The organism is Anaerolineales bacterium (assembly GCA_037382465.1).
In the GTDB taxonomy this organism is placed as follows: domain Bacteria; phylum Chloroflexota; class Anaerolineae; order Anaerolineales; family E44-bin32; genus WVZH01.
The window spans coordinates 1-13,984 of sequence record JARRPX010000033.1; the positions used below are offsets into that span (position 1 = coordinate 1).

Here is a 13,984-nt window from a genome sequence, read left to right on the forward strand (position 1 = left end):
TCGACCTCATCCAGTTGCAGCACCGAACAGCGGCCGGGCCGGAAGAGCTCGCCCAGGTCGAGGTGTTCGAAATCGTCGAAGATCGCGGCACCCTTGATCACGCTTTCCAGGCGCCAGATGAGCGCCTCGGCCGTGCCGGCGTAGCGATCGTCCGGCGCTTCGTCTTCGCTATCGCCGCCCTCGCCCAACTGGCGCAGGCGGATCTGCAGCTCGGCCACCGTCCAGCGGTCGGGTTTGCCCTTCTCCTGCAGGCTGTCCCGCGTGACGTCGCGGTGGGCGCGGCGCAGCAGGTACTCCATGCGCTCGCTCAGATTCGGAAGCAGATAACTCAGATCGCCGATGGTCAGGCCGGCGGTGCGCACTTTCACGTCGCCGGGGCGGAAGACGCGCACGTCGGGGGAATAGTCGGCTTCGACGAAGGCCTCGTGGCCCATCATCTCGGCCAGCGTGCCGTACTCGCCGTGCGGGTCGACGATCAAGACCGCGGCGCGGTTGTTGGGCTTCATCAATTCTTCCAGCAGCACCGCCGCCAGGTAGCTCTTGCCCGCGCCGGTGTTGGCGATGATCGCCATGTGCGTGCTGGTCACGGCGCGCAGATCGAGCGCCAGGGGCACGCGGCCGCGCTCGCGGCTGAGCAGCGAACCGATGTGCGCCGCACCCTGTTCGCCTGCGGTCGCCTTGGAGAGCACAGAGGCCAGCAGGTCATCCGGCGCCAGATACAGCGGCCGGCCGGCGCGCGGCGGGATGCGCGGGTTGATGAAGTCGCCCAGCCGCTCGTCGTAGTAGCCGATCACCGCCGCCGTTAATTCAAAACGCTCGTGGCTCGTGCCGCCGTAACCGAACACGGCCGCCACGTCGTTGGGGTCGATTTCGGGCGCGGCGAGGAAGCCGTCCGGGTAGAGGCGCAGCGGGGCGCGGGCGGTCACGCGGCTGAGCACCTGGCGTTCCTGGCCGTCGATCTCGGCGCGATGCAGCACGAACTCGCCCACCTTGAGGACGTCTTCTCGGTCGGGCGAGACGAAGGTGAACTCGTGCTGCGTCTCGCCGGGTCCTTTGGTCAGGCCGATGGGGCGCTCGGCGTTCATCGTTCGCCTCCCAGCGGCGCCACGGCCGCTTTCCACTGCACGTCGTCCTCCAGCAGCGCCAGCATCGCCGCCTGCTCGGGCAGCAGCGCCGCCAGGCGTGCGAGGACGTTCAGGATCAGGGGCAGCACGTGCGGCGATTCGCTGGCCAACAATCCCGGAGCGTAGGCCAGGCGCAGGGCTTCGCCCTCGAGATGGAAGGCGCGGATATCCTCGTCCGGCATGCGCTCCACCAGGGCGTCCGTGTCGGCCGCCAATTCCGGCATCCCCTGCCGGATTGTTCCGTCGCTCTCGATCGATCCGACGGCGGCGATGCCGATCAACGTGGCCTTCTCGCGCAGGTAGTCCGGGGCGAAGACCTGCAGGTCCTCCTGCGGCGAGAGGCGCGGCCCCAGACGCCCGAACTCGGGGTTGAAGAGGCGCGTGTCGTAGACCAGCCCGACCAGGGCGCGATCGTCATCCAGACGGATGCGCACGAAGGAGCCGAAGGCGTAGTCCTCCCGCGCCGGCGGGTTCTCGACCTCGTCGCGCTGGTAGACCTGGCAGACGTAGTCGTTGTGGGCGTTGGATTGGATGATTTTTCCGACGATCATCGAATCACCTTTCTGGGTGTCAGCGCCGGCCGCGCTTGCTGCGCGCCTTGCGGGCGTAGCGCAGGGGTAAATCCTGGCGGCGGCTGAAATCCTGAAACAATCGGTAGAAACGCTGGCGGTCCTGCGCGCCGAGCACGGCCAGCACGTCGGCGGTTTCCAGCGCGTAGGGGTAGCCGGTGCCCACCACGCACTCGCCGCGCACCAGATCGAAGAGGCGCTCGTGCAAACCGGCTTCGAAGATCCAGCGCGGGAATTCGAGCCGCGCCGGCGGGCCGTCGCCGGTGGTCTTCAAATAAGCGAAACATACTTTTTCGTAGTACGCGTTGCCTTCCAGATTATCGTTCCGGGCGCAGACGAAGACCTGGCTGCGGTCGCCCCAGGCCATGTCCTCGCGCAGCAGCGCGGCGTCGCTCAGGCGACCGGCGGGCGTAAGGCCGCCCAGATGACCGAGCATGTCGACCAGATCGCGCGCGGAGGAGTTGTCCACGTAACCGACGAGCGGAATCTCCGTCTCCTGCGAGGCGTCGAGCAGGGCTTCCACCGCCTCGACGTAGGCCTGCTGGCGTTCGGGCTGCATCAACCCGGCGAATGAGACGATCAGCGAACCGTCGAAGAAGCACAGCGGCGCCGGCTCCTCGCCGGCCTTGCGGCGCATGTACTCGACGATGGCCTCGACTTCCAGGTGAAAGCGGCGGTAGTTGACGCTCCAGCCCGGGAAGCCGCCGGATTCGTCCTCGTCGCCCAGTTCGTCGGCGGTCAGCACCTCCACGGTCACGTCCTTTACGTAGTCGGTTTCGGCCCGGTGCGGGTTCTCGAACCAGCCCACCTGGACCACGGCGGCGGGAATGGAGAAGTCGCCGGAAGGGGTGATCTGCGATCCGTCGACGGCGAAGGTCGGTGCGTCCTGCAGGACTTCCATGGCCCATGCGCGCGCCGCCTGGTGATTCGGCCAGCTTTGGCCGAAGGGCACCACGATCGAATGTCCGGTTTTCTCGCCGGTGGGACGCGCCCCGGGGCGCGGCAATTTGCCCAGCCGTTCCCGGCATTCTTCCAGGCTCAAAGCTTCGAATGTCTCCAGCACTTTGCCCAACGCAGCCAGGTCTTTCTTCAGGGTTCGTTCGGAAGAGGAGAACTGGGCGGCCTTGGCCTGCAGCGCGGCGTAGATTCGCTCTGGCACGAGCATCAGCCCACCTCTACCTTGCTGACCCCGCCGTCTTTGCTGATGCGGATCACGTGATGAGTCTCGCGCTCGAAGGTGTCGTCGTGACTGATGACGAAGAGTTGGTCGAAACCGGTGATCTGGGTGATCTGCCCGGCCAGATTGTCCCGGCGTTCGTCGTCCAGATTGGCGGTGGGCTCATCGAAGAAGGCCAGGCGGATCTGGGACATTTCCTGCAGCAGCGCCAGGCGCACGGCCAGTGCGGCGGCCATCTTCTCGCCGCCGGAAAGCTGGCCGAAGCTGCGTTCCCGGCCGTCCTGCTCGATGCTGATGCTGTAATCCTCGTTCCAGTGCAAACGCTGGGTGTGGTCGCCCATGATATCGGCGTAGATGCGCCCCGCTTCGAGGGAGATCACCTGGACCAATGCGCGCGTGACGTAGGGCCCGGCCTCGCGTACCGTCTTGCGCACGAAGTCCAGTATTTCGCCCAGGTCTTGCAGGCGCTGGCGTTCCCCTGCAGCGGATTGCAGTTCGGACTCTTTGGCCTGCAGCGTTGAAATTTCGGCCTGCAGCGCGGCAAGGCGTTCCTGGCTTAGCGACAGGCGCGTTTCCAGGGAGGCATGCTTCCTGGCGAGCGATTCGTGTTCTTTCTCGAGTTGGTCGTGTCCGGCTCGGTCGTAGCCCGATTCGAGCTTGTGGAATTCGGACGTGAGACGCTTTTTCTCCGTTTCGGCTTCCTCGAGTTCTCCGTCCAGGGTCTTCAATTTCGCCGCGCGCGCAGCATAACTTTCGGCTGCCGCGGCGTTTTCCAGATAACGCCGGTGGCCGGCCGCGTTTTCATCGCGCTGTGCCGCGGCAGCGGACAGGAGCCGGTCGAGATCGGCGAATTTCGCCAATCGTGCCTGGACCTGACCGGCCTGTTTTTCGGCCTTATCGAACTCTTTCGTCGTTTGCTTCAAACCGCTTTCAATCCCGGCGCGGGCGGCGAGCCTGGTCTGCAGCGCTTTCATCTGGGAACGTGGATCGCCCAACTCATCAAGCTCGGCTTCGATGGCCGTCAGACGTTCGGGCGCATGCTGCAAATCGTCAGCCTGGCTTTCCAGTTTTTCGAGCTGCGTCTGCGCTCGTTCGATCTCGACCTTAATTTCATCTTCCTGTTTGGGCAGCGGGAGGCGTGTCAGTTCGTGCTTCAATTTTTGATCCGTTTTCTTCAATGCGCCGATCTCCTGCTCGATCTCGTTCATCCGTTTACCTGATTGGGTTTGCGTCTGATCGAGCGCGGCGCGCTCATCCGCGTAATGCTGTTCCAGATCCTGGCGGTGGGCGGCGTCCAGCGTCTGGCGGCAGACCGGGCAGATTGCCTCTTCGGTGCTTTCCAGCAAGCCGAGGCGATCGGCGATCTGCTCCCGCTGACGCTCGACGTTGGCGGAATCCGATTCCAAGGTGGCACGCTCGACTTCGAGGTTGCGGATCGACTCTTCGATTCCCAGTGATTCCTTTTCCGCTTCTTCCCGGCGTTGGACGCCGGATTCGATCTCACCCCGGCGCGTTTCCAGGGTTTCAAGAGACTTGCGTTCCTTCGCCAACTGCTCGCTGACCAGCTTCAGGCGCGTGGCAGCATCACGTACTTGAAGCAATTCAGCCTCGAGCTGCGTCTGGCGCTCGGCGGCGGGCTTGATGCGGGCCAGATCGGTCTCGGCGGCTTCGGCGTCATCCAGGCTGCTCTGCAGGTTCTCTACCTCGGCCTGCAAACGGGTGAGTTCTTTCTCCAACTCGGCCAGCGACTGGCGCAGGTCGTCGCGTTCCTTACGTTGCTTTTCGAGGGTTTTTAAGTCCTGTTGGGCGGTTTCATACGCTTCGAACGCCGGTCTGGTCTCCTGCTGGACTTTTCGGGCGTTGTCGGCTTCTTGCACGGCTTCTGCGGCGTCCGCGCGCTGCTTGGCCAGCGCCTCCAGGCGGGCTTCGAGCGTGCGCAAGGCGCCGGCTGCGTCATCGATGGCCTTGCGATCCGCATCCAGGGCGGCCAGCTTTACGGCTGCATCACCCAAACGCTTGGCGGCTGCTTTCAAGTCTTTTTCGATATTCCCGGTTTCGCCCTCCAACTGCTGGAGCTCCTGCTGTATATCCGGCAGGCGCTTCAATTCGCCCTGCAGCCCGGCGATGCGCTGTTCCTGCACCTGCCGTTCGTCGCGCAGGTAGCGTTGTGACTCGAGCAGCTTGTGCCAGACGGCTTCGTAATCATCAACCTGCAGTAGCGGGTCGAATTTCCGCTTGCGGTCGCGCACGCTCTCTAAAAACGTGGCCGTAAGCAGCCCCTGAGGTACGCCGATGGCGTCCTCGAAGAGGGCGGTCAGGTCGGCGTTGGGTTCCACGCCCATGTGCTTTTTCAACCAATCGAACACGTCCTGCTTGCCTTCGACCAGTTTGCGGCCGGTCTCCGGATCGGTGATCGAGAGCGTGCCGCCGCCCAGCGGGCGTGTGAGTAAGTACTCGCGCTCGTCGAGGGCGTCGACGAAATGCAGTTTCACTTCGCCGCGCTTCTCACCCAGGCGAAGGAAATCGTCCTGTTTGTAAGGCAGCGAGTCGAAGAGAGCGAAGCCGATGGCTTCCAGCAGAGTCGACTTGCCGGCGCCGTTGGGGCCGGAGATGGCGTTCACCCCGCGGGCGAATTCGATGGTCACCGCGTCGGCGTAGCTCTTGACGTTGCGCAGTTCCAGCCGGATGAGCTGCATGGCGTTCAGCCCTCGTCCGCCGTGCGCCGGCGCAATGCCTCGACGATCTCGTCCGGCGGGCGGTTCGCCAGTGTCAGCCGCTTGATCTCCTGGATCAAATCGGTCCAGAACTCGGCGCGCTCGCGGTAGCGGCCGTCGCGCCGGACCAGGTCGAGGATCACCTGGCGCTCGAGCTGCCGGCGCGAACGACCGTCTTCGAGGCCGACCTCGAATTCGGTGGCGCGCGTGTTGTTGCGCAGGCGCGGCAGCAGCGGATCGACGACGTCCTTCAGCAGCGTTTGCAATTGTCCGAGGTCCAACGCCGTGCGGTCGAAACCCAGCACGCCTTGCAAGTCGAGCTCGACCACCGGCCGGCGTTCGTTGCCGGGATGTAACTTTTTCTGCTCCTTTAGGAAGCCTTCCAATGCCGAATGCAGCGCCTCGGGCGTGGTGTAGGCGTCGACCGCGAAGGTCCAGCGGTAGAACGGCCGGCGGGGGATGACTACGTGTTCGACCCGGTGTTTGAGAGTAAGCTGGGTGTCGACGCGGACGATGTAGACTCCGCCTTGCCAGTTGCGTTCATCCATGCCGCAGGTCTCGAGCGAGCCGGGGTTGTAGACCCAATCCTCGCGCTCGAAGGGTTTGTGCAGGTGGCCGAGGGCCAGGTAATCGACGTACTCGTGCAGCGGTGCGATGGCATTATGGGAGACCCCGCCGGCCACCCCCGGCACCTCGCCTTCCAGACCGAAGTGGCCCATGAGCAGGGTGTACTCGGCCGGGCCCAGCGCTTCGAGCGCGGCGGGGACTTCTCCCAGGACGGCGTCGATGGCCGAGCCCAGGTAGGGCAGACCGACCAGACGCACGCCCTTGATTTCGATGCAGCCGCCCTGCTCTCCGTCCCAGCGCGGGAATTGGATGATTTCGGCTTCGAACGACGGCCGCAGCAGGATCAGGTGGCCGCGCTCGGAAAGGTAATCGAGCCATGAGCGGTGGAAGGGATCACGGTAGCGGGCGCGGTCGTGATTGCCGGTGACGGCCACGATGGGGATTTCGGCCCGGCCGAGTTTGTCCAGGCGGTTGACCGCCTGCAGCAGGGTCGGCGGGTCGATGGCCGATTTGTGGAACAGGTCGCCGCTGAGCACGACGAAATCCACCTGCCGCTCGAGGGCGACGTCGACGGCTGCGTCGAAGGCGCGGGCGAAGTCGTTGAAGCGTGCTTCGCTGCCGTATTGTTTGTAGCCGAGATGCACGTCGGCGAGGTGCATGAATGTGGCTTGCACGGTTTGCCGCTCCCTGGCGTGGTGGGGTCGTATGTATTCTAAATGGAATCGGGATGAAGGGTTAGGATTTGGATCGGAATCCCTCTCCCCTCAGGCATCTCCCCCCTATCATCCCCCATAAGGGGGGATGTGGGGCGGCAGCCCGCCCCACATCCCAGGCAAAGCGGCCCGTGGACTTGATGGCAAACATGAGGTTGGTACGGGCCGCAGGATGAGTGTAGCGGCTCAAGACGGCGTTTTACTCTTCCGACGGACCTTTTTTATCTTGCCGCATGGTGTTGAAAGGCGCTCCTTCGACTGCGGGCTGCGCCCTCCGCTTAGGATGAATGGTTGGTAGTAGGCTTTGCCGACTGCTCAGGATGATGGAGGGAGGTGAGGTGGAATCTGATACGATGGATGTAGAAACCGGTGCGCAGGAGATTTTTATGCCCGAGATGCCGATTTACCTGGACTACAACGCCACTACACCGATCGACCCACGCGTGGCGCGAGCGATGGAACCGTATCTCCATGGGCACTTCGGCAATCCGTCGAGCGCACACCCGTACGGAATCGAAGCGCGCCGGGCGGTCGAGAAGGCGCGCCGCCAGGTTGCCGGTCTGCTCGGCTGTCAGCCCGCCGAGATCGTCTTCACCAGCGGCGGCACGGAGTCCAACAACACGGCCATCCGCGGCGCGGCCGGCGCATTGAAAGGGCACGGCAACCACATCATCACCTCGGCCGTGGAGCATCCTGCGGTGTTGGAACCGTGCCATTATCTGGAACGCCAGGGATTCCGGCTTACGGTGCTCCCAGTGGATGAATGCGGCCGGGTCGATCCCGCCGAGGTCGCTGCGGCGATCACGGATGAGACGATCCTGGTCTCGATCATGCACGCCAACAACGAGGTGGGCACGATCCAACCCATCGAGGAAATCGCCGCGTTGGCCCACGAGCGCGGAGTGCTTGTACACAGCGACGCGGCGCAGTCCGTGGGCAAAATCCACGTGCGCGTCGACGGGCTGGGCGTCGATCTACTCAGCCTGGCCGGCCACAAATTCTACGCGCCGAAGGGCGTCGGCGCCTTATACATCCGTTCCGGCGTGGCACTGGAGCGGCTGCTGTACGGCGCCGGCCACGAGGCAGGACGCCGCCCCGGTACCGAAAACGTGCTCGAGATCGTCGGGCTGGGACAGGCAGCAGAGATCGCTGCAGCCGATCTGGATAGAAACACGGCACACATGCGCGACCTGCGCGAAAGGCTGTGGCGTGGTTTGCAGGAGGGGTTGGCCGATCCCGAAGGGCTGCGTCTAAACGGGCATCCCGAGCAGCGTTTGCCGAACACCTTGAGCGTGGGCTTCCGCGGCGTGCAGGCCAACACCCTGCTGGCGAAGATCGCCGATCGGGTGGCGGCTTCTGCGGGGGCGGCTTGCCACGCTGCGGGCGTAGACGTCTCCAGCGTGCTGCAAGCGATGGGCGTTCCCTTGGGCTACGCCATGGGAACGGTGCGATTTTCGGTGGGAAAGATGAGCACCGCCGCGGAGATCGACCGGGCGGTGCAGGTCGTAGTGGAGACGCTGCGGACGTCAGGGGAATAGGATGGATCGCCTGGAATTAAAATAGACCCCGCAACACCAGCAATACCCCGATGATGACGAGCGGCACCGATCATCACGATTCCCAGCACGATGGCAAGCAAACGCCCGGTCAGCCCCAGAATCCAGCCCACCAGGCGCCAGACGGCCACGAACGGCCACATGAACCAGGGATGTTCTCGTTCTGTTTCGTTCACGGCGTTTTCCTCCTGCATTTCTGGCCTCCGTCGAGTTACATTGTATCCATCTCGATTCCCCGACGCCAACCGTGGCCTGACCGTCGCCTGACGAACCGTGGGGAACCGATTCCGGAATCGTTACGTCTTCTTATAGTATACGAATTTTCAGCCAGCACCGTCGCGCTGGAAAACCCTCGCTCTGGCACGAGACTTGCAGCTTCTGTTGCGAAGAATCCCGTGCAAGCGGCACGGAGGGAGGTTTTTAAGATGAATTCCGATGTGTTGCAGATCCGAGGCATGTCGCGCTACGGTTTGAAGGCGCGTTTGAAGACCAAACGCGCACAGAGCCGCTGGCATTTTGGCCCCAAATCCGATCTGGAGAAGGAACCCGTGGAACGAATGGTACGGCGCATCCGTGAAACGGGACCGCTGCGCGAGCGCTAGGTTACACGCGATCCGGAGGATGGATTAACTGTCTTTAAGCGGTCTCATGAACCCCCCGGCGGTTCGCTGTGGAAGTGGGACCATCGAGGCGCAAAATCGAATATCAGCATCGTCTCCAGCGATGAAGGCGCCCATGCGAGCTGCATGGGCGCCGACCATGTCGCGCAAGCCGGAAGGCATCTTCTCGAAAAAGTACAGCTTCATGCAGGGTGGATTGCGGTGCTCGAAATCCCACACTCCGATGATTTTCCCATCGAGCATAATCGTAGATGTGGCGTTGCCCGACCGATCGAAGACGTGTTCCGTGTGGCGTGGATCGAGGCAGCGCCGGCGCACTTGATATCCCATCAGATACGAATCCAGCATGGGTAGGAAATTGACGACTTCCCTGCGGTCCTTTTCATATCGTTCGAGTGGTTCACGCTGATCGCTGAGAATGATGTGAGCGCCTTCCAACCCATCGATCTCGACTTCTTCCGTCTCCCCTTCAAGGGCGTAGAGGGCGCGCCGAACTTTGGCCTTGGGAAGCCCGAACCACCAATAGACGTCTTCTTCCAGGGCGGGACCGAAACCGGCCAGGTACTGCCGGACGAGTTCGACCAGTGCCACTTCTTCTGCCAACGAATGCAAATCGACGTCCGGGTAGTGCTGGTCGAAACGTCCGTAGTGAAAGCTGCGGTCGCGCCAACTGCGCAGGGGTCTGCGGCGCAGCAGCAGACCCAGGTCGCACATGTGGTAGAGCAGCGCCGAGGTGTCGATGCCGCTGTCCAAAGCCCGGCGTATCTCGGCGGCGGAGCGGTCTTCATCAACCAGCAGTTCGAGGACGGCGTGCGACAGTTCTTCGAAAACTTTTTCGTCGATGCCGCGGCGATGCATGTACTTGCGGGAGGCGTCCCGGATCAGGGCGGCCGTGGCGGCGTACACCGTGGGCAGGTTCGTGCGTGTATGCACGTAGATCGTGGTGCGCACGCAGCGCAGTTTGGCCAGCGTCGACCGGTCGTACAGCGCCTCGTCCAGTTGCTCCTTCTCGAAATTTGCCCGGCGGGCGAAAAGCGAGAGATAGGGCGTGGTTGCAACCGTGGCGTGCAAACCGACGACGTCCTGCACGATTCGCGCGATGGATTCTACGCCGGGCTGCGGGATAAGGTGCTGTTTTTCGAGAAGGAAGTTGTTCACGCTTTGCAGCGTCGGAGTCGTTTTCATCGGTCCATCCGGGCAACTTTCCAGGCGACCAGCGCGAGCAGCAGTGCGGTGCTTCCCAGTACGATTCCCAAAGACACTGCGATCTGGGAGAGAGCGGCGCCGTTCGAAAAAGAATATCGGAAGATGAGCGACAGCGCTACCGGTGGAAACCAACCGAGCAGGTCACGCACGAATTGGGGGAAGATGGGATCGATGACGGAGAGAAAGAGGGAGATCAGCAGGGGCTGGGCCAGGATCATCATCCAGGTGTTCAACTGCTGTTTGTTCTCGAAGAACACGCCGAGCAGCAGCCCGAGCGACACGCCCAGCAGCGCGCCGCCGAGTAAGCCGAGTATGGCGAGGTTCCAATGCACGACGAAATTCCAATTGAAAACCAGTGCTGCAGAGGCCGTAACCAGCACGAATGCCAGCCCGGCCAACGCCTTGCCGGCGACGACCTGGGGCACGCTGGCGGGCGAAACGAGCAGCGAGTCGATCGTTCGGGTCTGCTTCTCTTCCATCATCAGGTACGGCGTGGTGAACAGCCCGATGTAGAAAATGGCATAGACCACGATCAATGCGGTGGTGCGTGACTCCCCCATGGCTTCCGGCTCGAGGTAGACGATTTTTTCGATTTCGATGCGCAGGGGATTTCCGCTGATGCTCTCCAGCCGGTTTTCGATCCTGGATTCCAACTCCTCCTCCGCATTGCGTCGATTCCACAGCAGGAACCCGCCCAGCACGGGGACGTTCCCGTTCGACAGGGTTTGATCGTAATCTGCGGGGATGACCACGCCCAGCGGTCCTTGGTCCCCATCGTTCAGCAGGTCGATCAATGCGCTCTGGGATTCGGCTTTGAAGAGGCGAACGTCTTGCTGATCGTATAACGCAGCGATCAGACTCGAATTTCCGGCATCGTAATAAGCCAGATCAAGCCGGTTGGGTTTCCACAACCGGGGCGCGAATTTGATCAACAGCAGCAGCACGACCAGCACGCCCAGATTGACCAGGATCACTTTACTCTTGAGTCCGTCCGCGATGTCTTTAGAGGCGATGACCGCGATCGTTTGCAGGTTTTGTCTGTTTTGTGAGTTCGTCATGGGTTGGCGCCTTTCCTCGCACTCGTTCTGTGGAGAATAATTCCAAAATCGAATTGTTCAACGGTCCATCCTGCGCACGCGTGTGGTAACCAGCAGCAAGAGCAGCAGCGCCAGGCCGAAGAGGATGCCGAAATTGAAGGCGAGCGCTCCGATCTCTGCCGTATTCGAAAATGAAGCGCTGAAGACCTTGGCCATGGCAACCGAGGGCAGCCAGGGTAGAACGGTTTGCAGCATGGGCGGATAGTTGACGCTCGAGGTTGCGGCCAAGATCACGGGCACCATTAGCAGCATCAAGGTCAGACCCATGACCATGTTCATGCTCGCCTGCTGCTCGAAGAGCACACCGAAAAGCAGTCCCAACGAAACGGTGAACAGGGCGGACGCCAGCATGGCCAGCAGCGCAAGCCAAAGGCTGGCAAGCATGCGGGCGTTCAGCGTGTACACCACCGCTACGGCGACGAAACAGTAGAACAGGCCGGACACTGCTTTCCCGGCGACGATTTGGCCGTAGCTCGCAGGCGAGACCAGCAGCGCTTCCATCGTATGATGTTCTTTTTCCTCGATCATCAACAGCGGAACGAGCGCCATGCCGATGGTCAGGACCGCCACGACCAGCGATATGCTGACCATGAACGGGTGCCCTCCCGACTTCAAAGTGGGGTAGACCACGTTGCCTTCCCAGGACAGGTGAACCTGCCGATCGAGGATTTCGCTGAATCGCTTCTCGAAAAAAGCGGCTGTTTCTTCAACCGGGGCGCCGCGTGCGGCGTACGTGTAATACGCCTGCAGTTCAAGCGGAGTTCCCTCTTCCATCTTCTCCGGGAAATCCTGCGGCAGGACCAGGCCGATCGAGTCGCCTGTGGCCGCGGCGACCTGTTCTTGCATGGCTTCCACGGAGGGCATCGTGATCAGTTGATATCCCTCCCCGTGGCGGTGTTCTTGCACGAACGTCGATTGCGACAAGTCGACCACGTACGCCAACCGCTCGGGACGCAGGCTCACGATCAGCGGCAGCAGCTGCCCGGAAAGAACGATCATGCCAACGCCCAGAATGATCGATATGGTCAGGCGATTTTTTATGGCGTCGGTGACGTCCTTGCTCGCCACGGCCAGCACGATGCGTGCCCATTCTCTCCACGAATTGGTTTTAGTGTGCATGCGATCCTTCCTTGTGCCGAAAGCGGATCTCGGATGTGTCCTCGAGTGCCAGCATAGCTCGATACGTCCTCTATTGTTGCATACGCCGCAGCAGCCAGGCGTCCACCAGGAAGAACGCCAGACCCCAGACAAGCATGATAAGCACGGATTGGAAATAGAAAGCAAGATCGAGGTTTGCGGCAATCGACTGTGCTGCCGCTTTTCCCATGGCGACCGTGGAGAACCAGTGCATGGCGCTGCGCAGACCCGCGGAGACGGGCTCGAAGATGCCCAGGATCATGCTGACGATCAGCGGTTGAAAGATGATGAAGGCCCACAAGTTGATCTGGCGTACGTCGTTGAGCCGGATTCCCATCAGCAACCCGATGGACACGATGAAAAACGCCCCACACAGGATCGCGCCGCTCATGGCCCACCAATGCAGCACGAGATTCCCGTATGCGGCAAAGACCACGCTGCTCGTCAGAATGCAGTACACCACCCCGACGATGACTTTTGCGGTGAGTAGTTCCGCCTCCGTGATCGGGGAGATCCGCAGGGCGTCGATGGTGCGGTTGGTTTTTTCCTCGACGATGAGCTGCGGGGTGACGATCATGCCCATCAAACCCATCACGATCAGAAATCCCAAGGCGATGTAGAGGACGGAGCCGTTGTCGGGCAAGAAGCGGTACAGCGCGACCAGGGCGACGATCGTGAGTAAGTGATTCAACGTCTGGCGGTGTTTCAACCCGTCGATGAGATCCTTGCCGGCGACGGTCCAGATCAAGCGCCACCTCGCGGCGCGCCCGCCCACGTCGTTTTGGTCAGTCATTGGCACGATCCTTTCTGCGCAGGAGGGTGAGGGTGATGATGTAGAGCGCGGCCGCCCACCCGAGAAGCAATGCGAGGTTGATGCCCAGCGATCGCAGGGGTATCGGGTTGGCGAATGCGGCACGCACCAGATTGATCAGGGCCACGGAGGGAGTGAGCCGCAGCAGGGTCAGGATATCCGCCTTGAGGAAGGATCCCAGGGTTACCAGCAGCGCCGGGATGAGCATGGCGAACATGAGCAGGAACCCCCAGAGCGTCATTTGCTGTTTGCTCTCCAGGACGGTGCCGACGAGCAGTCCCACGGCGGTGAAGAACAGCGCGCCGCTCAAACAGGCCAGGATTGCGGCCCACCACTGCGTCACCAGGACTGCGTTGATGATGAAAGTGAGCAGACCGGCGAGAACGGCGATCGTGCCTCCGGCGATGACTTTCGCGGTCAGGATTTCGAGATGCGTTGCCGGCGACACCATCAGGGAGTCCAGCGTGCGAGTCTGCTTTTCCTCGAACATCAGATGCGGCACGATGTACATGCCGCCCATGGAAAGCGCCAGCAGCACCGTCAACGAAGTCAGGAAGGCAAAACCAGCCGAGTCCATCCGGGTGTAGAGCGTGTGGCCTGCGAGATCGAGACGCAGGTTCTGATTTACACTGGCGCTCAGCGTTTCTTCGAAAAAGCTGCGAAGTGAGGCAGCGGCATCGTCCGAAGCCCAGT

At 62.0% G+C, this 13,984-nt stretch carries 12 protein-coding genes; 2 read left to right on the top strand and 10 right to left on the bottom strand.

From position 1 onward, the window contains the following. The 5 genes from P8Z34_09835 to P8Z34_09855 form a co-directional block, all read right to left on the bottom strand. Positions 1-1,085, bottom strand: a 1,085-nt coding sequence (locus P8Z34_09835; protein ID MEJ2550971.1) for an ATP-binding protein, incomplete at its 3' end; no start/stop codon positions are given. Beyond that, on the bottom strand, positions 1,082-1,675 hold the full coding sequence (locus P8Z34_09840) for a hypothetical protein (GenBank protein ID MEJ2550972.1): 594 nt from the start codon (positions 1,673-1,675) through the stop codon (positions 1,082-1,084). The genes P8Z34_09835 and P8Z34_09840, both read right to left, overlap by 4 nt. A 19-nt stretch (positions 1,676-1,694) precedes the next feature. After that, on the bottom strand, positions 1,695-2,858 hold the full coding sequence (locus P8Z34_09845; GenBank protein MEJ2550973.1) for a DNA double-strand break repair nuclease NurA: 1,164 nt from the start codon (positions 2,856-2,858) through the stop codon (positions 1,695-1,697). Further along, positions 2,858-5,566 (bottom strand): AAA family ATPase, encoded by a 2,709-nt coding sequence (locus P8Z34_09850; GenBank protein MEJ2550974.1) that lies wholly within the window; start codon positions 5,564-5,566, stop codon positions 2,858-2,860. Before P8Z34_09850 ends, P8Z34_09845 begins: the two co-directional genes overlap by 1 nt. Before the next feature lie 5 nt (positions 5,567-5,571). Continuing rightward, entirely contained in the window at positions 5,572-6,825 is a 1,254-nt protein-coding gene (locus P8Z34_09855) for an exonuclease SbcCD subunit D (GenBank protein ID MEJ2550975.1), read from the bottom strand. Positions 6,826-7,202: 377 nt separating this feature from the next. Here P8Z34_09855 and P8Z34_09860 point away from each other — a divergent pair, with 377 nt between their 5' ends. Both P8Z34_09860 and P8Z34_09865 read left to right on the top strand, forming a co-directional pair. Then, positions 7,203-8,402 carry a cysteine desulfurase family protein gene (locus P8Z34_09860; GenBank protein ID MEJ2550976.1) on the top strand — a complete coding sequence of 400 codons (1,200 nt, stop codon included), beginning with the start codon at positions 7,203-7,205 and terminating at the stop codon, positions 8,400-8,402. Positions 8,403-8,845: 443 nt separating this feature from the next. Continuing rightward, positions 8,846-9,022 carry a hypothetical protein gene (locus P8Z34_09865; GenBank protein ID MEJ2550977.1) on the top strand — a complete coding sequence of 59 codons (177 nt, stop codon included), beginning with the start codon at positions 8,846-8,848 and terminating at the stop codon, positions 9,020-9,022. 24 nt (positions 9,023-9,046) lie between these two features. On the opposite strand, the gene P8Z34_09870 is transcribed toward P8Z34_09865, so the two are convergent. From P8Z34_09870 to P8Z34_09890, 5 genes are all read right to left on the bottom strand, one after another. Then, positions 9,047-10,225 carry a winged helix DNA-binding domain-containing protein gene (locus P8Z34_09870; protein ID MEJ2550978.1) on the bottom strand — a complete coding sequence of 393 codons (1,179 nt, stop codon included), beginning with the start codon at positions 10,223-10,225 and terminating at the stop codon, positions 9,047-9,049. After that, a complete protein-coding gene (locus P8Z34_09875; GenBank protein MEJ2550979.1) occupies positions 10,222-11,304 on the bottom strand; it encodes an ABC transporter permease in 1,083 nt (360 codons plus the stop codon). Before P8Z34_09875 ends, P8Z34_09870 begins: the two co-directional genes overlap by 4 nt. 57 nt (positions 11,305-11,361) lie before the next feature. Beyond that, positions 11,362-12,462 carry an ABC transporter permease gene (locus P8Z34_09880; protein MEJ2550980.1) on the bottom strand — a complete coding sequence of 367 codons (1,101 nt, stop codon included), beginning with the start codon at positions 12,460-12,462 and terminating at the stop codon, positions 11,362-11,364. 70 nt (positions 12,463-12,532) lie between these two features. After that, the gene (locus P8Z34_09885; GenBank protein MEJ2550981.1) at positions 12,533-13,273 is read right to left on the bottom strand and encodes an ABC transporter permease; all 741 of its coding nucleotides are present in this window, start codon (positions 13,271-13,273) and stop codon (positions 12,533-12,535) included. Then, a partial coding sequence (locus P8Z34_09890) for an ABC transporter permease (GenBank protein MEJ2550982.1) occupies positions 13,266-13,984 on the bottom strand: 719 nt, incomplete at its 5' end. The genes P8Z34_09885 and P8Z34_09890, both read right to left, overlap by 8 nt.

Bases quoted from the DNA above. Each gene is read 5' to 3' on its own strand.
- P8Z34_09840 (MEJ2550972.1), bottom strand. From the start codon at position 1,675: ATGATCGTCGGAAAAATCATCCAATCCAACGCCCACAACGACTACGTC.
- P8Z34_09845 (MEJ2550973.1), bottom strand. From the start codon at position 2,858: ATGCTCGTGCCAGAGCGAATCTACGCCGCGCTGCAGGCCAAGGCCGCC.
- P8Z34_09850 (MEJ2550974.1), bottom strand. From the start codon at position 5,566: ATGCAGCTCATCCGGCTGGAACTGCGCAACGTCAAGAGCTACGCCGAC.
- P8Z34_09865 (MEJ2550977.1), top strand. From the start codon at position 8,846: ATGAATTCCGATGTGTTGCAGATCCGAGGCATGTCGCGCTACGGTTTG.
- P8Z34_09870 (MEJ2550978.1), bottom strand. From the start codon at position 10,225: ATGAAAACGACTCCGACGCTGCAAAGCGTGAACAACTTCCTTCTCGAA.
- P8Z34_09875 (MEJ2550979.1), bottom strand. From the start codon at position 11,304: ATGACGAACTCACAAAACAGACAAAACCTGCAAACGATCGCGGTCATC.
- P8Z34_09880 (MEJ2550980.1), bottom strand. From the start codon at position 12,462: ATGCACACTAAAACCAATTCGTGGAGAGAATGGGCACGCATCGTGCTG.
- P8Z34_09885 (MEJ2550981.1), bottom strand. From the start codon at position 13,273: ATGACTGACCAAAACGACGTGGGCGGGCGCGCCGCGAGGTGGCGCTTG.